Origin of the sequence: Halarchaeum nitratireducens (assembly GCF_014647155.1) — an archaeon.
Lineage (GTDB): Archaea > Halobacteriota > Halobacteria > Halobacteriales > Halobacteriaceae > Halarchaeum > Halarchaeum nitratireducens.
In genome coordinates this window covers 1-24054 of the sequence record NZ_BMOQ01000007.1, presented here as the reverse complement: position 1 = coordinate 24054, position 24054 = coordinate 1, and the positions used below count along the sequence as shown (strand labels likewise).

Genomic DNA, 24054 nt, shown 5'->3' with positions numbered 1-24054 from the left:
CCCTCTGACTCTCCCGTCTAGCGTGTCGGCCCGATACCGTGGAAGCCGTCCGCGGCGTGCACGTACACCCCGCCGTCGACGGGCGTGACGCCGTGGATCGACTGCGAGAGCACGTCCGTCACCTGCACTCGCTCCGTCTCGTGCGACCACAGTTCGCCGCTCCCCTCGCGGTCGAGCGCGCGGAGCGTCCCGCGATCGGCCGCGTAGACGACGTCGCCGGCGAGCGCCGCCGGCGTGCCACCGCCACCGAGGCGCGCGGCGACCGATCCGTCCTCGGGATCGAGCGCCGCGACCCCCGACTCGGTGCCGACGTAGAGATACGACGCGTCCGCGACCGGCGGGGCGTTCCCCATCCGCGGGAGCGCCGTCCGCCACCGGATGTCGCCGCTCGCCGTATCCACCGCGACGAGCGACTCGTTCTCGTCGCCGCCGAACGCGTACACCGCGCCGTGCGCCGCGACCGGCGTCGACCACGGCTCGGAGACCGCGGGCTGGCGGAAGACCCGCTCGCCGCTTTCGGCATCGACGGCGTGGAGGCCGTCGCGCGCCGCGACGTACACCGTCCCGGCCGCGACCGCGGGCGTCCCCTTCGACTCCGCGGCGGTGTCGTAGCGCCAGCGCTCCGCGCCGTCCGCGGCGTCGAACGCGCTGAGGTGTGCGGGCGTCCGCTCGAAGCCGCCGCTGTTGACGTAGACGACGTCGTCCGTGAGGGCCGGCGGACACTGGATTCCGTCCATCTTCGGGCCGCGCCACAGCACGGCGTCGCGCTCGGCGGCGAGGCAGAAGGCCTCGTCGAAGGTCGTGACGTGGACGCGGCCGTCCCCGACGACGGGCGGCCCGTTCACGCCGTAGTCGACGAGCGACGTGCGCGACGAGACGGCCATCGTCGCCGGGTCGCGCCGCGTCAGGTCGGCGCGGTCCTGGTCGCGTCGATAGGTGTTGTAGAGCGTCCCGTCGGCGACCACGGCGGCGGTCCCGGCGTCGAGTCGCCAGTACTGCTCGCCGTCGCGCAGGCCCGTGCCGTCGGGGTTCGCCGCGGTGTTCGCGGCGTCGAAGCGCGGTCGCGGCCACGCGCCCGTCAGGGAGAGCGCGGGCTCGCCGGGCGGCGTCGCGGTCTCGCGTTCGTCGATGCCCGCACCGGTGCCGCGGGACGTCGTTCGCGTCGTCTCGGTGCTCGTCGTCTCCTCGCTCCCTCCGCCGTCGAGACAGCCGGCGAGGGCCGCGACGAGACCGGTACCGAGCGCGTGGAGGGCGCGGCGTCGCGTTCGGGGCCGTTCCATGTCCGCCCGCTTCACCCGGATTGGGTAAGTGTCTTCGGCCGGCACGCGCCGACGCGCGGAACCAAAGGGTGTATGAGCGCTTCGGCGCGTGGTTCGACGTAATGACGCACACGGACCGCACCGACGCCGGGGTGAGCGGGCGTGTCTAACGCCGTCGATACCGGGCCGGACGCGACGACGGCGCGCCGGCTCGCCGCGGACGCCGAGCGCGTCGTCGTGAAGGCGGGGACGAACTCGCTCACGGATGACGATTCGAACCTCGACGACGCGAAGCTCGACAAGCTCGTCGACGACATCGCGGCGCTGCGCGAACGCGGGAAGGAGGTTCTCCTCGTCTCCTCGGGCGCGGTCGGCGCGGGGATCGGGATGCTCGACATCGACGAGGACCGCGAGACCGTCGAGGAGTCGCAGGCGCTCTCCACGGTCGGACAGGGCCGTCTGATGCACCGCTACACGGAGAGCTTCGGGCGCTACGACACGCAGGTCGCCCAGCTCCTCCTCACCCAACACGACCTGGAGGACCCCGAGCGCTACACGAACCTCCAGAACACGATCGAGACGCTCTTCGAGTGGGGCGTCGTCCCGGTCGTGAACGAGAACGACGCGGTCGCCACCGAGGAGATCCGCATCGGCGACAACGACATGCTCTCCTCGTCGCTCGCGGTCGGCATCGACGTCGACCTCCTCGTGACGCTCACGGACGTCGGCGGCGTCTACACCGGCAACCCGAAGCGCGACGACGGGGCGCGACGCGTCGCGGCGGTCGGAGAGAACTACGACGAGATACAGGACCTCGTCGAGGACACCTCGACGGACGCCTTCGGCGGCATCCGGACGAAGGTGCAGGGCGCGAGACAGGTCGCCGAACACGGCTCGCCCGCGATCATCGCGGCCTCGGACGCCCCGGACGTCCTCGAACGCGTCGCCCGCGGCGAACCCGTGGGAACGATATTCCTCCCGGTCGACGGTGACGACGATGCGTGAGAGTGAGCCATCCACCGAGACGAAGGTCGAGGCCGCCGAGGCGGCCGCGCTCGACCTCGCGAACGTCTCCGACGACGACCGGAGCGCCGCGCTCCGCGCCGTCGCGGACGCCATCGAGGACGCCGCGGACGAGATCCTCGACGCGAACGAGACGGACGTCGCCGCGGCGGAGGAGAAACTCGCGGCGGGGGACTACACCCAGTCGTTCGTCGATCGGCTGACGCTCGACGCCGCGAAGGTCGAGAGCATCGCCGAGATGGTGCGCAGCGTCGCCGACCAACGCGACCCGCTCGGTGAGACTCTGGAGGCCAGACGGCTCGACGAGGCGCTCGAACTCTACAAGGTCGGCGTCCCGATCGGCGTCGTCGCCACCGTCTTCGAGTCCCGGCCGGACGCGCTCGTCCAGATCGCCGCGCTCGCCCTGAAGTCCGGAAACGCGGTCATCCTCAAGGGCGGCAGCGAGGCGACGCACTCGAATCGCGTCCTCTACGAGCTCATCCGCGACGCCACCGACGAGATGCCCGACGGCTGGGCCCAGCTCATCGAGGCCCGCGAGGACGTCGACACCCTCCTCGGGATGGACGAGTCGGTCGACCTCGTGATGCCCCGCGGGAGCTCGGCCTTCGTCCAATACGTCCAGGACAACACGAAGATCCCCGTCCTCGGGCACACGGAGGGCGTCTGTCACGTCTACGTCGACCGCGACGCCGACCTCGACACGGCCGCGGACGTCGCTCTGGACGCGAAGGTCCAGTACCCCGCGGTCTGCAACGCCGTCGAGACGCTGCTCGTCCACGCGTCGGTCGCCGACGAGTTCCTCCCGGACGTGCTCGCGCGCTACGACGACGCCGGCGTCGAACTCCGCGGCGACGACCGAACCCGCGAGATCGCCGCTGACGCCGACGTCGACGTCACACCCGCCCGCGAGGCCGACTGGACGCAGGAGTACGGTGACCTCGTCCTCGCCGTGAAGGTCGTCGACTCGCTCGACGACGCGGTCGCGCACGTCAACGCCAACGGCTCGAAGCACACCGAGTCGATCCTGACCGACGACGCCGATCGCGCCGGCGACTTCATGCGCCGGGTCGACGCCGCGAGCGTCTTCCACAACGCCTCGACGCGCTTCGCCGACGGCTACCGCTACGGCCTCGGCGCGGAGGTCGGCATCAGCACGGGCAAGATCCACGCCCGCGGTCCCGTCGGTCTCGACGGGCTCACCACCTACAAGTACTACCTCGAAGGCGACGGCCAGCTCGTCGCCTCCTACGCCGGCGAGAACCCGAAGCCGTTCCTCCACGAGGAGTTCGACGGCGAGTGGGTGCCCGGACACCTGTCTGACTCGTAGCGTCGCGCCGCGTCGGCCGAGCCCCTACTCCTCCGTTTCCGCCTCGCCCTCGACATCGCTCAGTCCGAACGCGTCGGCGAGGCGTGCGACGACGACCGTCTCGACGAGATCGCAGAGGGTCTCGCCGTCGGCGGCGGGGTCCGCGAAGATGCCGAGCGGGATCTCGCCGCCCGCCATCTCGCGGTGGCCGCCGGCGTTCCCGACGTCGTCGAAGGCGTCGGCGAGCGCGTCCCCGACGTGCACTCGGGAGTCCGTCGAGCGGGCGCTGAGCTGGACGCGCTCGTCCACGATCCCGAAGACGACCGCGGTCTCGACGCCTTCGAGCGTGGCGAGGTAGTCGGCGGCCTGCGGGAGGGCGTCGCGCTCGCTCGTCCAGCCGACGTTCGAGAGGAGGGTCGACCCGCGGATCGAGCGGTTCTCGATCGCGGTGGCGATGGCGTCGGCGGTCGCGCCGGTGACCGCGGGGGAGGCGAGACGGCGCAGGAGATCGGCGTCCGCCGGCTCGTGGAGGAACGCCGCGCCCTCGTACTCGGCGCGCGTCACGCCGCGGAGGAAACCGAGCGTCTCGCGGCGGATGGCGAACAGGAGCGCGGTGGCGAGCGTCGCGTCGAGTTCGACGTCGAGCTCGCGGACGTACTCGGTGAGGATCGTCGCCGTCGCGCCGACGTCCTCGCGGTGGTCGACGAAGCGCGCATCGAGCGCCTCGTGGGGGTGGTGATCGATCACGATGTCGACCGGCGTGCCCTCCGGGACGCGGTTGTTCCGTCCCGGGACGCCGTGATCGACGAACGCGAGGAGCGATCCGGTCTCGCGGTCGAGGACGGTCGCCGGATCGAGCGACGCGAGGTCGACGTCGAGGAGGTTGACGAACGCCCGGTTCTGCTGGTGGGAGATATCGCCGCTGTAGAGGATGCGCCGCTCGTCGACCCCCGCCGCGGCGGCGATGCGCCCGAGCGCCAGCGCGCTCGCGAGGCAGTCCGGGTCCGGGTTGTTGTGACAGACGATCGTGAGGTCCGTCGCCTCGGCGAGCAGGTCGCGGAGATCCGCGGCGGTCATGCGGGTTCGTTCACGGCCGGGACGCATAGTGGTGGGTGGCCGCCGGGCGGTGTGGGCGCGGGAGACGGCGGTCGCTCGCCGCCTCGTCGGTCACTCGTCGTTCGCCCGTCAGCGCGAGTCGAGCGCCCGATCGACCGCCGCGCGCGTTCGCTCGACGCGCTCGCTCTCCCGCGCGATCGCCGAGAGGACGGGGTACGTCGTCCCCGTCTCGCCGTAGACGTACTCCTCGAAGCCCGGTGCGTCGAACGACGCGGGGACCTGTCGCTCCGGACGGAGGTCACCCGCCTGTCGGCGTTCCGCGAGCGACTCGCAGCGCGCCGCGAGGTCGTCGAGGTCGTCGCGCAGGCGGACGAGCGCTGCCCGCTCGCAGGAGGCGAAGGGCCGGGAGTCGACGACGGCGCGCTCCGTCTCGATATCGGCGAGGGCGGCCGCCGTGTCGCCGAGGGCGTCGCGCTCGCGATCGAGCGCCACCACGACGGTCGCGCGGCTCTCCTCGGCGTCGCGAGCCGCGGCGACGACCTGCTGTTGGAGGAAGGCGGGGAGACCCGGCTCGTCGCGGAGCGCGGCGGCGAGCGCGGGGCCGAACTCCGCCGCGAGGTGCGCGCGATACGACTCGCCGTACTCCGCGTCGTAGTGCGGGACGGCCATCACCGTCTCCGCGTACGCCTCGCGGACCCCCGAACTCGCGCGCCCGTCGCCGCGGTCGGCGAGCAGTCCGCCGTAGGGGTCGCCGGCGGTGTCGGTCGTCCCGAGCGCGTCGACGCGCCGGGCGAACGCGTCGAAGGCGTCGCGCTCGGCGTCGAGGACCTCGCGTTCGCGATCGAGCGCCCGCCGCGCGCTCTCGAACACGTCTCCAGTCGGCTCTCGGCCGCCCCCCGTCCCGCGTCTGTCTGCGAGCGTCGCCATACGCCGAGCGACGACGGTGGCACCCGTGTACCTTACTAGGAGGAGTATAGCGGTCTCAATAGCGCTCACGAGGGGCGGGTTCGCGCCCGCGCGAGCCACGCATCACCGTCCCGTCTCAGCGTCGCGCCGCCGCGTCCGGCTCGGCCCGGAGCGCGGCGAAGGCGTCGAAGAAGTCCTGCCCGGTGTCGATCAGGGCGTGGTCGGCCCGCATGTCACGGGCGCGCTGAGCGACGGCGGCGACGTGCTCGTCGAGGCGCTCGCGGTACTGTGTGGTGCGTCGCCCGCCGAAGTACGCCCGCTCCGTCGACCCCGTTTCGAGGTCGCGGAAGATCGTGTCGCCGGTCGGCTCCGGGTCGAGCTCGGCCGGCGAGAGCACCTGCGGGAGGACGACGTCGTTGCGCGAGAGCGCGGCGACGCCCGACGCGACGGCGTCCGGGTCGACGAGGAGGTCGCTGACGACGATCACGAGGGACTTCGAGCCGATCGTCGCCGCGTAGTCGTCGAGGGCGTCGACGAACGCCGTCTCGCCCGCGGGCGTGGTGTCGTTCAGCCGATCGACGAGCGCGAGGAGTTCGCTCCGCGTCGAGCGGCCCGTATCGATTCGTTCGGGGCGCTCGCGGAAGAGCGAGAACCGGAAGTCGTTGTGCTCCTCGGCGGCGAGATAGGCGAAGCCGAGGCCGAGTTTCGCACCGAAGTCGAACTTGCGCGCGTCGCCGTCGCCGTAGTCCATCGACGCGCTCGCGTCGAGGAGGACGTGGACGGTGAGGTTGCGCTCGGCCTCGAAGACCTTCACGAACAGCTCCTCGGTGCGCGCGAACAGCCGCCAGTCGATGAGGCGGGTGTCGTCGCCGGGCGCGTAACGACGGTAGTCCGCGAACGTCAGCCCCTCGCCAGCGTACGGCGAGCGCTGTTCGCCCTGCCGGCGCGCCGACGTCTCGCGTCGAAGCGACGCCCGGAAGCGCGCGAGTTCGTCGAGGAAGGCGGGGTCGATCATTCGCGCTCGTCCAGTAGACGACCGACGGCGTCGTCGGGCGTCACGCCCTCGCGTTCCGCGCGGAAGTCCAGCCGGATGCGGTGGCGGAGCACGGGTCGGGCCATCGCCTCGACGTCGTCCCAGCTCACGTGCGCGCGCCCGGCGAGGAAGGCGCGGGCCTTCGCGGTCCGAACGAGCCCCATGCTCGCCCGCGGGCTCGCGCCGTACTCGATCTCGTCGGCCTCGCGGGTCGCGCGAACGAGGTCGATCGCGCGATCGCGGAGGTCGTCCGCGATCGGCACGCCGCGGACGAGCGACTGGATCGCCCGGATCTGCTCGTCCGTCAGTACGCGCTCGACGGGGTCGGGACGGACGTCGCCCGTGTAGCGTCGGACGATCTCGCGCTCCGCTTCGCTCTCCGGATAGTCGACGACGATCTTCAGCAGGAAGCGATCGGTCTGCGCTTCCGGGAGCGGATACGTCCCCTCCTGATCGATCGGGTTCTGCGTGGCGAGCACGAAGAACGGCTCCGGGAGGGCGTACGTCTCGCCCGCGGCCGTCACCTGCTTTTCCTGCATCGCTTCGAGCATCGCCGCCTGCGTCTTCGGCGTCGCGCGGTTGATCTCGTCGGCGAGGACGACGTTGGCGAAGATCGGCCCCTCCTCGAAGACGAACTCGCGGCCCGTCCCGCTCTCGCGGATGATCTCCGTCCCCGTGATGTCGGAGGGCATCAGGTCGGGGGTGTTCTGGACGCGCGAGAAGGAGAGGTCGCTCGCCGCCGCGAGCGCCCGGACCAGCGACGTCTTGCCGAGCCCGGGGTTGCTCTCCAGGAGGGCGTTGCCGTCCGCGAGCACGCAGACGAGCAGTTGGTCGATCACCTCCCGTTGGCCCACGATCTGCTTCCCGATCTCCGCGCGGACCGCGTCGATTCGGTCTTGGAGGTCGTCGATGTCGGTCTCGATGTCGGGGTCGTCCTCGGTCATTGGCTCTGGTTGGATCGGATTCGGAGGGTGTACTCGCGGATCAGCTCGGCGTCCTCGATCCCCGTCGGGTCGTCGTAGCCGGCCTGCTGGCTCTCGATCGCGGCGTCGGAGCCACCGGTGTAGCCGCCCGCGTCGTACGACTCGGGATCGTCGCCGCCCGGGCCGCCGCCGCTCGCGTCCACGGAGGCGTTGAGCGCGTCGTCGCCCGCTCGGGCGTCCGTCGGGTCGCCGAGCACGCCCGAGCCGTTCTGCAGGCCGCCGTACTCGTCGCTCGTGCCGCCGCCACCGCCTCCGCCACCGCCGCCGGAACCCGCGGTCGCGGGACCCGGGCCGCCGCCGACGTCGAAGGCGATGCCGGCGATCGCGGCGTGGACGCAGAGCAGGCTCACGACGACGACGGCGACGACCGTGACGGCGACGCGGCGGGCGTCGAGGAGCGCGACGCTCGACGTCTCGCGGAGGTCGTCGAGCACGCGCTCGTAGAGGCGCGCGGCCATCCGCGTGTCGCTGCCGGCGTCGACGGCGTCGCGCGCGGTCCGCAGCGCCTCGCGTACCCCGGGGTTCGCGGCCTCGAACTGCTCGACGAGCGGCCGACGCGTCCGGTAGCCGTACTCGGTGGCGAAGACGAGCGCGCCGACGACCGCCGCGGCGAGTGTCGGCACGGGAAGCGCGGCGATCGGGGCGGCCGCCGGGAGCGCGACGCGCGCCGGAACGGCGGCGATCGTCGCGCACGCGAGGTCCGCGAGGAGTCCGAGGAGGACGGCGTCGACCGTCGCGTAGATCGCCGCGACCTTCCGGCCCTCGCGCCGGACGGCGCGCAGGGCCGCGGCCATTCGCTCGCGCGCTTCACCGCGCTCGTCGCGCGGCCGGTCGCTCGCCGCCGCGCGATCTCGATCGGCACCGTCCGCGTCGGTGTCGGTGTCGGTGTCGGGAGCACGCGCCGCCTTGGGTTCGTCGCGTCCGTCGGCGGCCATCGTCACGTCGCCCCCGCGGGGGCGCGGAGCCGCGCCGTCCGCTGGCTCTCCAGTTCGTCGATGCGGTCGTTGAGCCGCTCGATCTGGTCGTTCAGCGCGTCGATGCGGTCGTTCAGCTCCTCGACGCGCTCGCGGAGGTCCTCGTTCTCGGCCCGGAGGTTCCGGTTCTCCGCGCGGAGGTCGTCGTTCTCGTCCGCGAGCTCCTCGTTCGTCTCCTCCAGGTCGTCGACTTCGTTCCGGAGGGTGTTCACGCGCGCGTTCGCCTGCTGGAGGTCGGCGCGCGTCTCGGAGAGCTGATCGCGCACGTTCGAGAGCTGCGACTCCGTGTCCTCGAGCTCGCCCGAGACCTGCTCGACATCGCCGCGGGCGCGTTCGACGCTCTCGTTGAGCGATCGGAGGCGCTCGCGCGTCTCGCCGAGCGCCGCGCGCGTCTCGCTGAGGTTCTCACGGAGCTGCTCGTTCTGCGTTTCGAGGCGGTCGTTCTGCGCCGCGAGGTCGGCCGCGGAGTGCTGGAAGAACAGCGTCGCCCCGCCCGTCCCGGCGATCGAGAGACAGAGCAGCCCGACGAGCGCGACGTTGAGCGTGCTCCCGATCGCCGTCACGGCAGCCCACCCCGGTTCGTCGCGGCACCCCGGTAGACGAGCAGCCGGCGGACGACGATCTCGCCCGTGAGGACGAGGAGCGCGCCGAGGAGGCAGAGCCACCCCCACTCCGTCCGGACGGAGCGGACCTGCGTGGACTGCTCGCGGGCGAACGACGCGATCGCGGCGGCCTCGTCCGGCTCGAAGGTCCGCCCGCCGGTCGCGTCGACGGCCGCGGAGAGCGCGGGTGCGGGCCCGAACGCGCCGTACTCCGCGGGATAGTTCGCGGCGTACGTCGCGCCGAGCACGCTCTCGTACCCCGGTTCGCTCGGCGTCACCGTCGCGCGGTAGACGCCGTCGCCGACCGCGCGGAAGTCGAGGCCGTCGGCGCGCGGGCGCTCGGCCCCGCGGTAGGTGACGGTCGTCGGCTCGCCGACGCGCGTGTCCGCGACGTCCGTGACGCCGCCGCGCTTGCGCTCGGGATCGCCGATGGCGTAGTTGACCGATTTCGTCACGAGCAGCGAGTCCGGCCGGGAGAGCAGGCCGTCGAGGCTACTGTCGGCGTCGTGGGCCGTGATCGTGAGCACGCGCCCGAGGCCGTATCGCCACGCCGCGACGGCGGGCGTCCCGTCGGCCGTGGCGACGAGGTAGTCCGCGCCGGGCTTGACCGAGACGGCGTTCGCCCGCCCGGGGTTCGAGCGGAGCGTGACGCCCGCGGTGACGAACGAGTTCGGATCGACGACCGTCAGCCCCGAGCCGCGGTACCGGCGGGCGGCGTCGCCGAACTGGAGGCTGAGCCGGTTCGTCTCGTCGGCCCGGTAGTACGTCCCGCCGGAGGCGTCCGCGATCCCGCGGAGCGTGCCCTCGTCCGTCGACTCCCCGACGCCGACGCTGATGACGCGCGTACCCGCGTCGCCGAGCGCCGACGCCGCGCGTACCGCCGCTTCCCGGTCGGCGAAGCCGTCGCTCACGAGGATGACGGTGCCGCGCTCCTCGCCGAGCAGTTCGTCCGCGCCGCGCAGTCCCGCGGCGATGTCCGTCGCGCCGCCCGCGGTGAGCCGTCGGATCAGCGTCGCCGTCTCCGCGCGGCTCTCCCCGAGCGGCCGGAGGTCCGCGATCCGGTACGCCCGGCTGTTGAACGCGACCACGCCGACGCTATTCGAGTCGCCGAGCTGCGAGAGGGCGTCGAGCGCGATGGCCTTCTGGGTGCCGAGACCGCCCTGCGCACTCCCGGAGACGTCGACCGCGAGCACGACGTTCGCGCTCGATCCGCCGGCCGCCCCGGCCGTCACGGGGAGCATCGACCCGAACGCGCTCTGGGCGTAGTCGCCGTGTTCGAAGGCGCGGTCGCCGCCGGCGACGACGAGGCCGCCGCCGTCGATGACGAAGCGCTGGAGCGCCTCCGCGTCCCCCAGATCGTCCGCCGCGAGGTTCTGCACCACGACGGCGTAGTAGGGGTCGAGGTTCGACGGCACCGACGAGGCCGTCTGGACGTCGTAGAGCGTCCCGAGGTAGTCCCGGAGCGGGTAGTCGCCCCGCGAGACGTAGAGCACGCGGGGGCGCTCGACGACGGACACCGAGCGCCGGGAGGCGTCGTTGACGTCGTAGACGTCCTCTCCATCGATCGTCGCCGTGACGCGGTGCGAGCCCGTCGTCTCGAAGGTGTGCGAGAACGAGACGGTTCCGGTGCCATCGAGCGTCCGCGAGACGACCTCCGTCCCGTCGACCGTGACGCGGAGCGCGACGTCGCCGTCGGTCTCGACGCCGTCGACGCTGGCGAGGAAGCTGTTCTCCACGCCGACGCTCGTCTTCGCCGGACCGCTCACTCGGACGTGGCGCTCCGTGCGCGTCGGCGTGACGTCGACGGCGCTGATCGTCGCGTTCAGCGATCGGGCGAGCTCGGCGGTGGCGGCGAGGCTCCGCCCGCCCGTCACCTGCCCGTCGGAGACGACCACGACGCTGCCGTTCGACTGGAGGTTCGCGGCGACCCCGTCGCCGATCCGCGAGCGGGTGCCCTCGCCGACCGTCGCGGTCGTCACCGGCACGCCCTCCCGTTCGATCGCATCCGTGAGCCCGTCTACGGGTTCCGTGACGTTCATACTGTCGGAGCGGTCGGTCAGCAGCGTCACGTGCGGGTCGCCCGGGGTCTCCGCGCTCGCCACGGTGTACGGCCCGGCCGCCGCGCCGACGAGGAGGACGACGATCACGGCCCGGGAGGTCAATAGCGCGAGACGACTCCGCCGCGACGCCGTGCCGTCCGTCCGGTAGGCGACGATGCCCCAGAGCGCGACGAGCGCGACCGGCGCGGTGAGGAGCGCGAGCGGCGTCGTCAGCCCGGCGGTGACGCCGGCGACCGTGACGGTCACAGATCGCCCTCCCGCCGGAGGTAGGCGAGCTCACCGAGACAGACGAGGAGCGCGGCGAGCGCGACGTACCCCGTGAGCGGTCGCGGGACGGGGCTCCGATCGGTGCGCGTCGGCGGCGCGGCGTCGTCACCGCTCCGCGCGTCGAGCGGCGTCGTCGCCACGGCGGACTCCGACTCGCTCGTTAGCGCCGCGCTGTAGCGCCGGTCGCCGACGACGTAGTAGCCCGCGCGGTCGAGACGCACGCTCGTCGCGTTCACCGTCCCCGTCGGCGTCTCGACCGCGGTCGGCGTCTCGAAGGCGAGTCGCGTCCCCGTCTCGCGGTTCGACGCGGCGAGGCTCTCGCGGCCCGCGAGGTGCGCGATCGCGCGCTTCCAGAACACGGGGTACTCGTAGTCGTACTTGAACGCCGAGGCGTCGGACAGGTAGCCGTCGTAGAGGATGCGGCCCGGGCCGCGCTCGGCGGTCGCCACGAGCGGCGTGCCGTCGCTCGTCGCCACGAGCGCCCGCCCCTCTCGGAGTCCCCCAGTCAGATAGCGCTCGGGTGGCGGGAAGGAGAGCCCGCGCGTCAGTTCGCTCTCGGCGGTCGGCGCGAGCGTCGGGTTCCGCGACGTCCCGTTCGGGGCGAGGAGGAGCAGGTCGCCGTACTTCTCGACCGGCATGTTCGACGACTGCGCGCGGACGACGACGCCGCCGCCGCGCGCGAGCGTCTCCCGCCCCGCCTGAACGTTGCCTTCGAGCAGACGCGAGGGCTGGAGACCGCCGTAGATCACGACGTCGTAGGTGCCCTCGATCGCCGTCGGCGGCCGATCGACCGTCAGCGCCACCTGATCGTTGACCGAGAGCGCCGTCGTCAGGTACTCGTCCTCGTCGTTCGTCAACAGGAGGACGTCGATCGTCGGATCGGCGGGCGCGGCGATCGGCACGGCGTCGTCGGTCGGAAAGGAGTCACCCGGCGTCAACGCGAGCGTCCCGCCGCCGCCCGGTACGGCGAACGTCGCGCTCCGCACGTCGCCGGGCGCGAACGTCAACGTCCGGCGCTGGTCGCCGAGCGTCAGCGTCCGCTGGACGGTCGCGTCCGCGTAGTTCTTCACGGACACCGTGACGTTCTGCCCCGAGAAGGCCCGCTCGACGATACCGACGTTCGCCTCCCCGCCGCCGCCGAACTGCCGGAGGTCGACCGCGAGCCCGCGCGCACGCGCCGACTCGACCGCGTCCGCCCACTCCGAGTCGCCCGCGAAGTCGCTGTAGACGACCACTCGGGCGTCGGCGTCCGCGATCGCCGCCGCCTGTGAGATCGCGCTCCGGAGATCGCCCGGGGCGTCCGTGACCCGGAGGTCTCCGAGGCTCCGGCGTGCGGCCGTCGATCCGCCGTGGCGGAGCTCGACGCGACTCCCGCCGCCGGCGACGACGAGCGACGTCGTTTCCGTGACGTCGGCGCGGGCGGCCGCGACCGCGCGGGCGAAGCGCGTCGACCCGTCCGTCTGGGTCGCCATGCTCGCGCTCGCGTCGACGACGAGCACGGTCTGCTCGACGGTCGCGTCCGCGGGGACGGTGACGTACGGCGCGGCGAGCGCCACCGCGATCGCGACGAGCGCGAGCAGTTGGAGACACAGGAGGAGGTTGCGACGGAGACGCTCGAAACGCGCTCGCGTCTCCGCGTCGCGCTCGCCCGCGACGAGAAAGCGCAGCGTCGGGAGATCCCGCTCGGCGGGATCGGGCTTGATGAGGTAGAGGACGACGACCGGCAGGAGGGCCAGTAGCGCCAGCAACCCCATCGGGGCGAGGAGGACGTCCGCGAGGGCCATACGGACACGTCGGCCCGCCGGCTATTGAGCGTGTCCACTGTCCGCGTCGCCACTGTCCGCCCCAATCACAACTACCATACTCCGGGCCGCCGGAGTTGCGGTCACTAGGTGGATCTCGTGACCGAGAAACGCGAATACACGGGCGATTATCCCGACAAGACGCTGTACATCCCCGGCCCGACCGAAGTCCGCGAGGACGTCATCGACGAGATGGCCCAGCCGATGTTCGGCCACCGGATGGACCGCATGACCGACCTCTACACGACCGTCGTCGAGGACACGAAGGAGTTCCTCGGCACGGACAACGAGGTCATCGTCCTCACGGCCTCCGGCACCGAGTTCTGGGAGGCCTCGACGCTCAACCTCGTCGACGAGAACATCCTCGTGCCGACCTGCGGCTCGTTCAGCGAGCGCCACGCGAACGTCGCCGAGCGACTCGGGAAGAACGTCGATCGACTGGAGTACGAGTGGGGCGAGGCGATCAAGCCCGAGGACATCCGCGCGCACCTCGACTCGACGGACAAACACTACGACGTCGTCACCTGCGTGATGAACGAGTCCTCGACGGGCGTTCGCAACCCCATCGAGGAGATCGGCGACGTCCTCAAGGAGTACCCGGACACCTACTTCGTCGTCGACGCCGTCTCCGCGCTGGGCGGCGACTACGTCGACATCGACGAGCACGACATCGACGTCATCTTCGCCTCGACGCAGAAGGCCTTCGCCATGCCGCCCGGCCTCGCGGTCTGCGTCGTCAGCGACGCGGCGTACGAGCGCGAGCTGGAGAAGGACGAGGCGTCGTGGTACGGGGGCTTCCAGCGCTCGCTCGACTACTACGACCGGAAGGGACAGACGCACTCGACGCCCGCCATTCCCGTGATGCTCGCCTACCGCAAGCAGATGAAACACATGCTCGATGAGGGCCACGAGGCCCGCAGCGAGCGCCACCGCGAGATGGCCGAGTACACCCGCGAGTGGGCGATGGAGCACTTCGACGTCTTCCCCGAGGACGGCTACGAGTCCCAGACCGTCTCCTGCATCGAGAACACGGCGGACATCGACGTCGCCGCGACCATCGAGGCGGTGTCCGAGGAGTACGACTACGTCTTCTCGAACGGCTACGGCTCCGCGCTCGGCGAGAAGACGTTCCGGATCGGCCACATGGGCGAGCACGACGTCGAGAGCATCCGGGCGCTGACGGACGCCATCGAGGACGTCGCGGGCCTCTGAGGCCGCCCGCACCGCCGTCCCGTTCGTAGCCGTGCGCCGCGTCCCGCGAGCGCCGTCGCGCGCACGCTTCCCGCGCCCGCCCGGGAAAACCGGACGGTATAAACTCGCTTGTCGAGTAGCGGAACGTATCACGCGAGCGGCGATCGGGGCGGTGGGCCTCGATGCCGGCGCCGCCGTCCGACCGTCGACCATGTCCATCTCGAACGTCCTCCTCGTCACCGTCGACTCGCTGCGCGCCGACGCGATCGGCCCGTACGACGACCGACGGCATACGCCGGTTCTCGACGATCTCGCCGCTCACGGAACCGTCTTCGAGCGCGCGTTCGCCACCGGCAACTGGACGCCGTTCTCCTTCCCGTCGCTTCTCGCCTCGCGGCCCGTCTTCGCCGACACCGGGTCGATCGGCGTCACGGGGTCGCCGACGCTCGCCGCGACGCTCGCCGACGAGGGGGTCGCCACGGGCGGATTCAACGCCGCGAACGGATTCCTCACCGAACACTGGGGATACGACGGCGGCTTCGACGAGTTCGACGCGTTCGTCACCGGCGTCGGGAGCGGGCGATACAACCGCTATCTCGCGACGCACCCGACCGTCGAGGCGTGGATCCAACTCGCCACGTCGCCCCTCCGCCGCCTCCGGGCGTGGACCGCCGGCGACGCCGACGACCGGCCCTTTCTCGACGCCTCGCGGCTCTTCGCCGTCGAGGACGCCGCGACGTCGTTCATCGCGGACGCCGACGACCCCTTCTTCTGCTGGGTCCATTACATGGACACCCACACGCCCTACGTCCCCGCCCCGCGCTACATCCGCGAAGTGTCCGGCGACCGCGTCGGGACGCACCGGATGCTCCACGCGCACGTCCGCACCGGCCTCGGCCTCGACGTCGACGAGCGCACCCTCGCGGAACTCCGCACGCTCTATCAGGCCGCGGTCCGGCAGGTCGACGCCAGCATCGGCCGCCTGCGCGAGACGCTCGCGGCGACCGGTCACTACGACGACACCGCCGTCGTCGTCGCCGGGGATCACGGCGAGGAGTTCCAAGAGCACGGCCACCTCGCCCACTATCCGAAGCTCTACGACGAGCTCGTCCACGTCCCGCTCGTCGTCGACGTCCCCGGCGTCGACGGCGGGCGCGTCGCCGAGCACGTCGGTCTCGACGCGATCCCGCCGACCGTCGCGGACCTCCTCGACGCCGACCCCGATCCCGCGTGGACCGGCGACTCCCTCGTCCCGGCGGTCGCCGACGGCGAGTCGCCCCGCGCGGATCCGGTTGTCTCCGTCGCCGTCCGGAGTGAGGAGGTCACGAGCCAACCGATCCCGCGCTCGCTCGACGACGGCGACCTGCTCGTGAGCGCGCGCGATCGGGACTGGACGTACGTCCGAAACGTCGACGCTGAGACCGCGGAGCTCTACCACCGGCCCACGGACCCCGATCAGCAGGACGACCTGCACGGCGACCCGACCCCGGAGGCCGCCGACGCGATCGAGCGACTCGCCCCCGCCGTCGACGACCACGCCGCATCGCTCCGCGAGGCGACCGCCACGGCAAACGACGGCGGCGATGACGACGCCGACGCGGACCTCGAAGCGCACCTCGAAGCACTCGGCTACCGATAGATGCGCGCGCTTCTCCGCGCGCTTACGAAGGGGCCACGCGCCGTCCGCCTCCGCCGGTTCGCCGCCGTCGGCACGGCCACCGCCGGCGTCCAGTTGGCGTTGCTGTGGCTGCTCGTCGACGTCCTCGCGTGGCACTACCTCGCCGGCGCGACCGTCGCCATCGAGTGCACGATCATCCTCACGTACATCCTCAACAACGCCTGGACGTTCCGCGACCACCGCCACACCACGCCGCGCGAGTACGTCCGCGGACTCCTCACGACGAACGTCATCCAGGGAACGGCGATCCCGATCCAACTGGGCGTTCTCGCCGCGCTCGTCGAACTCTACGGCATTCCCTACCTGTGGGCGAACGTCGTCGCCATCCACGTGAGCGGCCTCTACCGCTACGTCCTCGACACGCGGCTGACGTGGCGCGGCGTCTGACGGGTGTCCGGGCCGGCGGTCTCGGCCGTGAACGATGTCCCGTCGGTCACTCAGACGACTGCATCGTCTCCTCGGCGTCGGTGCGGTCCGCGACGGGTGCGATCACGGTCTCGTCGAGGCGTCCGAGGACGGTGGGACTGACGATCCCGACGAGGTCGGCCGCCTCCTCGGCCGCCCCCTCGACGCCCAAGACGTCGTCGAAGAACCGGTTGAGGACCTCGTACTCCTCGTGGAGCGACGCCGCCCGCTCGCGGCCGTCGTCGGTGAGCCGAACGCCCTGATACGCCTCGTAATCGACCAGGCCGTGGTCGTCGAGGCGCTGGATCGCCTCCGTCGTCGTCGGTCGGGAGCGATCGACGGCGTCGGCGATCGCGGTCGTCGAGACGCGCTCGTCGGTCGTCTCCGCGAGTTCGTACACCGCCAGCAGATAGCGCGTCGAGACCGTCACGTGCACGCACCCGATCGAATCGCTCGGTCTCGACGCGCCGCGTCGGCGCCGATCGCACTCACTCGGCATCACCCGCGGTCGCTGCCGGCGTCCCGTCGTCGTCGCCGTCGCGCTCACCGTCGCCGAACAGCCGACAGAAGAGCGCGGCCCAGAGTCGCCCGTTCCGGCGGCGTCGCCCCATCATCCCCGTCGGAGGAGGTGGTCGCGGACGGTTCGCTGTCGCTCGTCGAGCACGGCGTCGAGTCGCGCGACCGTCGCCAACGCGGGGTAGTCGACGGACAGCGGCTCGTAGAGGGTCGCGGCGAGGGCCCGCTGTTCGACGCCGACGAGCCCCCGGTTCGTCGAGCGGGCGAGCACCGCCTGTCGCTCCTCGCCGACCCGATCGCACGTCTCGCGGTGGCCCGCGAGCGCGTCGTGGCGCTCACGCAGGCCGTCGAAGCCGAGCGAGGCCGGCGACGTCCCGTCCGCCCGGACGAGCGCCTCCGCGACCCCCTCGATCGCCTCGCGGCTCTCGTCGAGCGACCGCGCTTCGACGTCGAGCGCGCCCGCGAGCGTCCGTAGCTCCCGGCGGCGCTCGTCGACGGCGGACAGCACCGCCCGCTTGATCCCGGTCGTGAACGCCGTCGTCGTCCCCGGCGAGACGGCGCGCGCGACCTCCCAGCCCAATTCCTCCCGCATCGTCTCCGAGACAGAACGGTCCTCGTCCGGCGCCGTAACGGCGTCGTGGGCGGTGTCTACGAACGCCTCGCGGACGCGACGGCACTCCGGGGACGACGCCGGTTCGTTCGGCGTTCCAGCCGCGACAGCGGTCCCAGCGTTCGCAGAGCCGTCCGCCGCGGCCCGCGTCGCGGCGGCCGGCTCGATCGACTCGACGTCCTTCCGGAAGCGATCGAGGGCGGTCCGTTCGGCGTCGACGCGCTCGCGTTCGCCCCGGACTCGCGCCAGCGCGCGCTCGATGTGTGTCTCGTCCATCGGCACGCGCTCACCCGCCACCCGCGCAGTCGTCGGGTTGCTCCCTCGCGAGGAACACCTCGCCGGTCGGGGCGCGGCCGCGTCGTGTCGACCCGCTCCCCGCGACAGTGCCACACATAATTTTTAGGCTGTCCTAAAAACACATAATTACTTCGGTCATCCGGCGCGTTCGAACGACCGGGGTGCGGGCCGCGCGTCGCCGCGGCGCGCGGCGACCCGGCCCCGAACCGTTTTACCGACTGGGTTGGTACGTGGGACCGATGAGCAACGCGACCTTCGAGGTGTACACGGACGCGGCGGGACAGTGGCGCTGGCGACTCGTGCACGACAACGGGAACGTCATCGCGGACTCCGGCGAGGGATACGCCTCCCGGCAGAAGGCGACCCAAGGGATCGAGAGCGTGAAAGGGAACGCGCCCGACGCCGAGGTGGTGGACGTCGACGGGTAGGGAAGACTGGCGCGCTCGACCCGTCCGAGCGTCATCCCGCGCGGCGTCGGCGCTCGCGTCACGCCGCATGGGAACGGTTATCCTCGCTTTCCCCCAAAGGACGACCATGGCGGACGAGGATCGGATCACCGTCCTGTACGTGAACGACGATCCGCAGCTTCTAGAACTGCTCAGTACCCAGTTGCGCATGGAGGAGCCGCGACTGGACATCGTCACCACCGAGACGGTGGCCGGGGGGCGGGCGATCCTCGACGGCACGCAGATCGACTGCGTCCTCTCGGATTACCACCTCGAGGCGTCCAACGGCGTCGCGTTCCTGCGCGACGTCCGCGAGGAGTACCCGGACCTCCCCTTCCTGCTCTTCACGGAGACGGGCGACGAGACGGTCGCCAGCGAGAGCATCGAGGCCGGCGTCACCGACTACGTCATCCAAGAGGCCGTGGGGAACCAGGCGCCGCTGCTCGCGCGGAAGATCGTCACCTACGTTGATCACCGCCGCGCGCAGCGCCGGGCCGAGCGGACGGATCGACGACTCCGCGAGATCGTCTCCGTCACCGAGCAGGCGCTGTGGGTGTTCTCGGCGGATTGGAGCGAGTTGCAGTTCATCAACGACAGACACGAGGCGCTGTTCGGCCAGTCGACCGACACCCTCCGCGACGATCCGACGTCGTTCCTGGATCGGGTCCACGAGGGGGACATCGAGCGCGTGACGGTGGCGATGGAGCACGCGTCCGCGGGCGAACCGCAGGTCGTCGAGTACCGCGTCGACAAGTCCGAGGCCGTCCAGCTCTGGGTCGAGTCCCGCTGTCGTCCGATCAGGGACGACACCGGAGCCGTCACGTCGATCGTCGGCCTCTCGCGCGACGTCACCGACCGGAAGGTGTACCAGCGCGAGCTGGTCGAGAAGGTCGACCAACTGGAGGAGTTCGCGGGCACCGTCGCGCACGACCTCCGGAATCCGCTGAACGTCGCGGACGGGAACGTCCGTCTCGTGGCGAACGAGTACGATCACGAGCGCTTGGGAACGGTGCTCTCCGCGCTCGATCGCATGGACGTGCTGATCGAGGACCTACTCGAACGCGCCCGCGCGGGCGAACTGGTCGGCGAGCGGTCCCGCGTCGAGTTCGCGGAGCTCGTCACCGGGAGCTACGAGAACGTCCACGCGCCGGGGAGTTCGCTCGACGTCACGGGAAGCATCGGGCTCGAATGCGACGCCGCGCGGGTGATGGAGGCCTTCGAGAACCTGATCCGGAACGCCGCCGAGCACGGCCCGAGCGACGTGACCATCACCGCCGGTGTCCTCGCGGACGACCGCGGCGTCTACGTCGAGGACGACGGTCCCGGGATCCCCGCGATCGAACGCGAACGGATCTTCGAGAAGGGCTATACGACCGCGAAGAGCGGGAGCGGCTTCGGGCTGGCGATCGTCGAGCGGATCATCGACGGCCACGGCTGGTCGATCGACGCCCGGAAGAGCGCGTCCGGCGGCGCGCGCTTCGAGATCGTCGTCGGCGACGCGTAGCACGCCGAGCGGTGCGACGGCAACGGGACGACGACGGGGGGCGACGGCGGGAGCCGGCTCAGTCGAGCGGGTCCTCCAAGTTCCCCATCACGGTTTCGAGCGCGTCCGTGGCGGTGAGGAGGCCGACGACGCTCCCGCCGCGGAGGACGAGCGCGATCTCCTGATCTTCGGCCTGGAACTGATCGAACGCGTCGCTGACGCTCGTGTCCGCGGCGAGCGTCATCGGCGGTGCCGCGATCTCCTCGAACGACGTCGTCCCCGCCTTCAGCCCCTCGTAGTGGTCGATGATCGACGGCGAGTAGACGATCCCGCGGAAGTCCGCGAGGCCATCGCCGACGAGGGGGAACCGCGTGTGCGGGCTGCTGCGGATTCGATCGAGGTTCTCCTCCACGTCCGCCGACACCGAGATCGCCACGATCTCCGCCGCGGGCACCATGATCTCGCTGATCTCGAGCTCGTCCGCATCGAGCGCGCTCAGCACCTCCTCGCGACGCTCCTCGGGGAGCTCCCCGCGTGCGAGAAGCGAGTCGAGGCGATTGCGGAGGTCCGCCCGCGACTCCAGGACGTCCGCCTCGGTTTCGAGCCACGCGCCCGTCATCTCGACGCCGAAGAGCCGGAGCGTCCCCTTGGCGACCGCGTCACCGAGCGTGATGAGCGGCGAGATGAGCGCGTTGAACCAGTAGAGCGGCGTCGCGCCGTAGCGACAGACGGTGCGCGAGCGCTCGACGCCGAGGTAGGTCGGCGTCTGCTCGCCGTGCGTCAGGTGGAGGAGGTTGATGATCGTGAAGGCGAGGATCGCCCCGGCGCCCACCGAGGCGAGCCCCGTCCCCGCGAAATACGGCTCGAAGAGCGCGGCGAGCGCGGGCTCGGCGACGATCCCGACCGCGATACTGGAGGCGGTGATCCCGACCTGACAGGTCGTCAGATAGATCTCGAGATCGTTGGTCATCTCCCACGCGCGTTCGAGCGCGGGGTTCCCGTCGACGAACTCCGACTCGCTGAACTGGCGGGCGCGCGTCAACCCGAACTCGATCGCCACGAAGAACCCGTTCGCCAGGATGAGACCGACCCCGGCGAGGAGGCGTATCACGATCTCGGGGGGCGTCATCACGAGGACGTACCGGGAACGCGATCAAAAAAATCGGGGCCGACGCGTCCGCGTCCGCTCCCGGCCGCTTCCGACCGATCGTTCACCGACACCCGGGTACTGGGAGGTATATATCCGCCCGTACCGCTACATTCTGGGGGTTTATCGCGGTTCCGTCGCGAGGTGGACGCGAGGCACGAGATGACTGAGCCAGATCTAGCGGACCCGACGTACTATCTCAATCGGGAGCTCTCCGAGTTGGCGTTTCAAGAGCGTGTGTTGAGCGAGGCGCTGGACGAGCGGAACCCACCGCTCGAACGCTTGCGCTTTCTCGCGTACTTCACGAAGAACACGGACGAGTTCTTCATGAAGCGCGTCGGCGGTCTCGAACAACAGATGGACGCGGGCGTGACCGAGACGACGCCGGACGGACGCACCCCTGAAGAGCAGTGGGAGGAGGTCCTCGAAACCGCCCGTCCGCTCTTCGAGCGTCAGTCCGACTACTGGCTGACCGAGCTGCGCCCCGCGCTCGCGGACGCGGGCATCGAGGTCGTCGACTGCGACGACTTGGCGGACGACGAGCGCGACGCGCTCCGAGCGCACTTCGAGGAGTCGATCCTCCCGACGCTGACGCCGCTCGCGTTCGACCCCGCACACCCGTTCCCGTTCATCTCCAATCTCTCGCTCTCTCTCGCCGTCCTCTCGCGCGGGGCGGACGGCGAGGAGACGTTCACCCGGATCAAGATCCCGTCGAACCAACCCCGGCTCGTCGCCGTCCCGAACACGACCGGGCGATACGTCCTCATCGAGAACGTCATCGAGGCGAACCTCGACGTCCTGCTTCCCGACCTCGACGTCGTCGACGTCTCGAAGTTCCGGGTGACGCGCAACGCCGAGGTGAGACGGAACGAGGAGGTGGCCGAGGACCTCATCGACATCATCGAGGACGTCCTCGACCAGCGCCGGTTCGCCACCGTCGTCCGCCTCGAGGTCGACGCGGACATGCCAGAGCGCGCCGTCGACATCCTCAAAGAGAACCTCGACGTCAGCGAACGCGAGGTCTTCTACCGCGAGGGTCCCCTCGACTTCGAGGACTTCTTCGAACTCACCGAACTGGACCGCCCGGACCTCAAACTCGACCCGTGGACGCCGAAGCCGCACCCCCGACTCCGGCCGTCGGCCGGCGACGCGACCGACGACGAACTCGACATCTTCCGGGAGATCCGCGAGGGTGAGATCCTCGTCCACCACCCGTATCACTCCTTCGAGGGGACCGTCCAACGCTTCCTCGACGCCGCGGCGAACGATCCGAACGTCCTCGCGGTGAAGGCGGCGATCTACCGGACGGCGAGCGACTCGAAGGTGATCCAGAGCCTCATCGACGCCGCGGACAACGGCAAACAGGTCGCGGTGATGGTCGAGCTCAAGGCGCGCTTCGACGAGAAGAACAACCTCGAGTGGGTCCGCCGCCTCGAAGAGGAGGGGATCCACGTCGCGTACGGTACGGTCGGGCTGAAGACCCACACGAAGACCGCACTCGTCGTCCGCCAGGAGGCCGACGGCGTTCAGCTCTACTCGCACGTCGGGACGGGCAACTACCACTCGCAGACCGCGAAGGGATACTCCGATCTCGGGTTGCTGAGCGCGGACCGGGACATCGGTCAGGACCTCACGAAGGTCTTCAACTTCTTCACGGGACCGACGCTCGACGATCAGTTCCGCAAACTCCTGATCGCGCCCGTCACGATGCGCGAACGGTTCGTCGAGATGATCCGCCGCGAGGCCGCACACGCCCGAAACGGTCGCCCGACCCGGATCGTGGCGAAGGTGAACGGACTGGAGGACCCGGAGATCGTCGCGGAGCTCTACCGGGCCTCGATGGCCGGGGTCGAGATCGACCTCATCGTGCGCGACATCTGTCGGCTCCGGCCGGGGCTCGACGACGTGAGCGAAAACATCGCGGTTCACTCGATCGTCGGGCGATTCCTCGAGCACGCGCGCGTCTTCTACTTCGAGAACGGGGCGCGGTCTACGGACCCGCACGCGGCAGACGGCGCGGGCGAACCGGAGTGGTACATCGGTTCGGCCGACTGGATGACCCGCAACCTCGACTACCGCGTCGAGGCCGTCACGCCCGTCGAGACCCCCGCGCTCCGCGCGCAACTCCGCTTCATCCTCGAACTCTCGCTGCGCGACAACCGCCGTCGATGGGTGATGCAGAGCGACGGGAGCTACGAACAGGCCACGCCGGGGGCGGACGAAGCGGTGTGCGACCTCCAAGAGACGCTGATGCGAGCGGCCACCGACGCCGTCGAGAGCGGCTACGGCCCGGGGTTCGAGGTCGACGAGGAGCTGATCGACGGAGAGCTCCTGATCGAGCCGGCCCCCGAGACGCGGCCGGACGCGACGTCGGTCGACGACGGTAGCCGGGAACTCGACGGCGCCGACGGACCCGCCGCTACCGCGTCCGTCGCGGACCCGGACGACGTGGGACACGCTCCTGACACCGGCGTCGTCGAGACGACGGAGCATGCCACTGACCACGCCGAGGCCATCGACGCTGCGAACGACGCGGCGCGCTCGACGCGGCCCGAGACCGACGCCGACTCGATCTTCGAGCGACAGGCCGACCACTGGTACCGCCCCGAGAGCGAGACGTACCGGTGGGCGGTCCGCACGGCGGACGGCGACCGACGCTACTTCAAGACGCGCGAAGGTGCACGCGAGCGCCTCCGCATCGAGTACGAGTAGAACCCACGAGAGCGCCGCGATCAGCACGAGTCGGAACGCGACGGACCGGTGTCGGTGCTCGGCGGACGTCGACTACGCCGCCCCGAGGTGACGGACAACCAACCGTCACCCGGGGTTCGAAAGACACACGCTCCCGAGGATCGGTTCCGACCGCGATCGCTCGCCGCCGAGAGCGCTATGGCTCTCCGGGCAAACGAATACCGAATGAACGAGTCGGCGGAATCCGCCAGCATCCCACCAACTCTCCGATTATGAATAGCGAGGCGGCGAATCGGTGTTCCCAGAGGCTCGCGCACTC

21 protein-coding genes are annotated in these 24054 nt (G+C 70.8%); 8 read left to right on the top strand and 13 right to left on the bottom strand.

Annotated features, from left to right (window positions below; genetic code table 11):
- Positions 1 to 17: 17 nt before the first annotated feature.
- Positions 18 to 1280: an outer membrane protein assembly factor BamB family protein gene (locus tag IEX91_RS12550; protein ID WP_188879363.1), complete on the bottom strand. Its 1263-nt coding sequence runs from the start codon at positions 1278 to 1280 to the stop codon at positions 18 to 20.
- A gap of 141 nt (positions 1281 to 1421) precedes the next feature.
- Here IEX91_RS12550 and proB point away from each other — a divergent pair, with 141 nt between their 5' ends.
- Both proB and IEX91_RS12540 read left to right on the top strand, forming a co-directional pair.
- Positions 1422 to 2264, top strand: a complete 843-nt coding sequence (proB, locus tag IEX91_RS12545) for a glutamate 5-kinase (RefSeq protein WP_188879362.1) — start codon at positions 1422 to 1424, stop codon at positions 2262 to 2264.
- Entirely contained in the window at positions 2257 to 3609 is a 1353-nt protein-coding gene (locus tag IEX91_RS12540; RefSeq protein WP_188879361.1) for a glutamate-5-semialdehyde dehydrogenase, read from the top strand. The genes proB and IEX91_RS12540 overlap by 8 nt, the downstream gene beginning before the upstream one ends.
- A 24-nt stretch (positions 3610 to 3633) precedes the next feature.
- Here the strand turns inward: IEX91_RS12540 and IEX91_RS12535 are convergent, their stop codons facing one another.
- From IEX91_RS12535 to IEX91_RS12500, 8 genes are all read right to left on the bottom strand, one after another.
- Positions 3634 to 4665 carry a DHH family phosphoesterase gene (locus IEX91_RS12535; protein WP_188879360.1) on the bottom strand — a complete coding sequence of 344 codons (1032 nt, stop codon included), beginning with the start codon at positions 4663 to 4665 and terminating at the stop codon, positions 3634 to 3636.
- 108 nt (positions 4666 to 4773) lie between these two features.
- Positions 4774 to 5571, bottom strand: coding sequence for a DUF7260 family protein (locus IEX91_RS12530; RefSeq protein WP_188879359.1), 798 nt, complete (start codon positions 5569 to 5571; stop codon positions 4774 to 4776).
- Positions 5572 to 5686: 115 nt separating this feature from the next.
- Entirely contained in the window at positions 5687 to 6565 is an 879-nt protein-coding gene (locus IEX91_RS12525; protein WP_188879358.1) for a DUF58 domain-containing protein, read from the bottom strand.
- Entirely contained in the window at positions 6562 to 7527 is a 966-nt protein-coding gene (locus IEX91_RS12520) for an AAA family ATPase (RefSeq protein ID WP_188879357.1), read from the bottom strand. Before IEX91_RS12520 ends, IEX91_RS12525 begins: the two co-directional genes overlap by 4 nt.
- Positions 7524 to 8501 (bottom strand): DUF7502 family protein, encoded by a 978-nt coding sequence (locus IEX91_RS12515; RefSeq protein ID WP_188879356.1) that lies wholly within the window; start codon positions 8499 to 8501, stop codon positions 7524 to 7526. The genes IEX91_RS12520 and IEX91_RS12515 overlap by 4 nt, the downstream gene beginning before the upstream one ends.
- 2 nt (positions 8502 to 8503) lie before the next feature.
- On the bottom strand, positions 8504 to 9103 hold the full coding sequence (locus tag IEX91_RS12510; RefSeq protein WP_188879355.1) for a chromosome partitioning protein: 600 nt from the start codon (positions 9101 to 9103) through the stop codon (positions 8504 to 8506).
- Positions 9100 to 11448 (bottom strand): VWA domain-containing protein, encoded by a 2349-nt coding sequence (locus IEX91_RS12505; RefSeq protein ID WP_188879352.1) that lies wholly within the window; start codon positions 11446 to 11448, stop codon positions 9100 to 9102. The genes IEX91_RS12510 and IEX91_RS12505 overlap by 4 nt, the downstream gene beginning before the upstream one ends.
- Positions 11445 to 13253: a DUF7408 domain-containing protein gene (locus tag IEX91_RS12500; RefSeq protein WP_188879350.1), complete on the bottom strand. Its 1809-nt coding sequence runs from the start codon at positions 13251 to 13253 to the stop codon at positions 11445 to 11447. The genes IEX91_RS12505 and IEX91_RS12500 overlap by 4 nt, the downstream gene beginning before the upstream one ends.
- 117 nt (positions 13254 to 13370) lie before the next feature.
- Between IEX91_RS12500 and IEX91_RS12495 the strand changes: the two genes are divergently transcribed.
- The 3 genes from IEX91_RS12495 to IEX91_RS12485 all read left to right on the top strand — a co-directional run bounded on the left by IEX91_RS12495 (position 13371) and on the right by IEX91_RS12485 (position 16527).
- Complete coding sequence (locus IEX91_RS12495) at positions 13371 to 14483, top strand: pyridoxal-phosphate-dependent aminotransferase family protein (RefSeq protein ID WP_188879621.1); 1113 nt, start codon at positions 13371 to 13373, stop codon at positions 14481 to 14483.
- A gap of 190 nt (positions 14484 to 14673) precedes the next feature.
- Positions 14674 to 16101, top strand: a complete 1428-nt coding sequence (locus IEX91_RS12490; RefSeq protein ID WP_188879348.1) for a sulfatase — start codon at positions 14674 to 14676, stop codon at positions 16099 to 16101.
- Positions 16102 to 16527 carry a GtrA family protein gene (locus IEX91_RS12485; protein ID WP_188879346.1) on the top strand — a complete coding sequence of 142 codons (426 nt, stop codon included), beginning with the start codon at positions 16102 to 16104 and terminating at the stop codon, positions 16525 to 16527.
- Between the two features lie 46 nt (positions 16528 to 16573).
- On the opposite strand, the gene IEX91_RS12480 is transcribed toward IEX91_RS12485, so the two are convergent.
- From IEX91_RS12480 to IEX91_RS12475, 3 genes are read right to left on the bottom strand one after another with little or no spacing between them, the layout of a single operon-like run.
- Positions 16574 to 16975 carry a metal-dependent transcriptional regulator gene (locus tag IEX91_RS12480; RefSeq protein ID WP_188879345.1) on the bottom strand — a complete coding sequence of 134 codons (402 nt, stop codon included), beginning with the start codon at positions 16973 to 16975 and terminating at the stop codon, positions 16574 to 16576.
- 58 nt (positions 16976 to 17033) lie between these two features.
- Positions 17034 to 17156 (bottom strand): hypothetical protein, encoded by a 123-nt coding sequence (locus tag IEX91_RS16550; RefSeq protein ID WP_268238708.1) that lies wholly within the window; start codon positions 17154 to 17156, stop codon positions 17034 to 17036.
- Complete coding sequence (locus IEX91_RS12475; RefSeq protein ID WP_188879343.1) at positions 17156 to 17947, bottom strand: DUF7260 family protein; 792 nt, start codon at positions 17945 to 17947, stop codon at positions 17156 to 17158. Before IEX91_RS12475 ends, IEX91_RS16550 begins: the two co-directional genes overlap by 1 nt.
- A 260-nt stretch (positions 17948 to 18207) precedes the next feature.
- Here IEX91_RS12475 and IEX91_RS12470 point away from each other — a divergent pair, with 260 nt between their 5' ends.
- Both IEX91_RS12470 and IEX91_RS12465 read left to right on the top strand, forming a co-directional pair.
- Positions 18208 to 18396, top strand: a complete 189-nt coding sequence (locus tag IEX91_RS12470) for an HVO_2922 family protein (protein ID WP_188879342.1) — start codon at positions 18208 to 18210, stop codon at positions 18394 to 18396.
- A gap of 106 nt (positions 18397 to 18502) precedes the next feature.
- Positions 18503 to 19918 carry a sensor histidine kinase gene (locus IEX91_RS12465; protein ID WP_188879341.1) on the top strand — a complete coding sequence of 472 codons (1416 nt, stop codon included), beginning with the start codon at positions 18503 to 18505 and terminating at the stop codon, positions 19916 to 19918.
- A gap of 58 nt (positions 19919 to 19976) precedes the next feature.
- On the opposite strand, the gene IEX91_RS12460 is transcribed toward IEX91_RS12465, so the two are convergent.
- Positions 19977 to 21026: a CNNM domain-containing protein gene (locus tag IEX91_RS12460; protein WP_188879340.1), complete on the bottom strand. Its 1050-nt coding sequence runs from the start codon at positions 21024 to 21026 to the stop codon at positions 19977 to 19979.
- A 180-nt stretch (positions 21027 to 21206) separates the two neighbouring features.
- On the opposite strand from IEX91_RS12460, the gene ppk1 reads away from it, so the two are divergent.
- Positions 21207 to 23756, top strand: a complete 2550-nt coding sequence (ppk1, locus tag IEX91_RS12455) for a polyphosphate kinase 1 (protein WP_188879339.1) — start codon at positions 21207 to 21209, stop codon at positions 23754 to 23756.
- Positions 23757 to 24054 lie beyond the last annotated feature (298 nt).

Excerpts from the sequence above, each read along its gene's own strand:
- IEX91_RS12520 (WP_188879357.1), bottom strand. The coding sequence starts at position 7,527 with ATGACCGAGGACGACCCCGACATCGAGACCGACATCGACGACCTCCAA.
- IEX91_RS12485 (WP_188879346.1), top strand. The coding sequence starts at position 16,102 with ATGCGCGCGCTTCTCCGCGCGCTTACGAAGGGGCCACGCGCCGTCCGC.
- IEX91_RS12470 (WP_188879342.1), top strand. The coding sequence starts at position 18,208 with ATGAGCAACGCGACCTTCGAGGTGTACACGGACGCGGCGGGACAGTGG.
- IEX91_RS12550 (WP_188879363.1), bottom strand. The coding sequence starts at position 1,280 with ATGGAACGGCCCCGAACGCGACGCCGCGCCCTCCACGCGCTCGGTACC.
- IEX91_RS12500 (WP_188879350.1), bottom strand. The coding sequence starts at position 13,253 with ATGGCCCTCGCGGACGTCCTCCTCGCCCCGATGGGGTTGCTGGCGCTA.
- ppk1 (WP_188879339.1), top strand. The coding sequence starts at position 21,207 with ATGACTGAGCCAGATCTAGCGGACCCGACGTACTATCTCAATCGGGAG.
- IEX91_RS12535 (WP_188879360.1), bottom strand. The coding sequence starts at position 4,665 with ATGACCGCCGCGGATCTCCGCGACCTGCTCGCCGAGGCGACGGACCTC.
- IEX91_RS12490 (WP_188879348.1), top strand. The coding sequence starts at position 14,674 with ATGTCCATCTCGAACGTCCTCCTCGTCACCGTCGACTCGCTGCGCGCC.
- IEX91_RS12475 (WP_188879343.1), bottom strand. The coding sequence starts at position 17,947 with ATGGACGAGACACACATCGAGCGCGCGCTGGCGCGAGTCCGGGGCGAA.
- IEX91_RS12460 (WP_188879340.1), bottom strand. The coding sequence starts at position 21,026 with ATGACGCCCCCCGAGATCGTGATACGCCTCCTCGCCGGGGTCGGTCTC.
- IEX91_RS12530 (WP_188879359.1), bottom strand. The coding sequence starts at position 5,571 with ATGGCGACGCTCGCAGACAGACGCGGGACGGGGGGCGGCCGAGAGCCG.
- IEX91_RS12515 (WP_188879356.1), bottom strand. The coding sequence starts at position 8,501 with ATGGCCGCCGACGGACGCGACGAACCCAAGGCGGCGCGTGCTCCCGAC.
- IEX91_RS12525 (WP_188879358.1), bottom strand. The coding sequence starts at position 6,565 with ATGATCGACCCCGCCTTCCTCGACGAACTCGCGCGCTTCCGGGCGTCG.
- IEX91_RS12540 (WP_188879361.1), top strand. The coding sequence starts at position 2,257 with ATGCGTGAGAGTGAGCCATCCACCGAGACGAAGGTCGAGGCCGCCGAG.
- IEX91_RS12465 (WP_188879341.1), top strand. The coding sequence starts at position 18,503 with ATGGCGGACGAGGATCGGATCACCGTCCTGTACGTGAACGACGATCCG.
- IEX91_RS16550 (WP_268238708.1), bottom strand. The coding sequence starts at position 17,156 with ATGGGGCGACGCCGCCGGAACGGGCGACTCTGGGCCGCGCTCTTCTGT.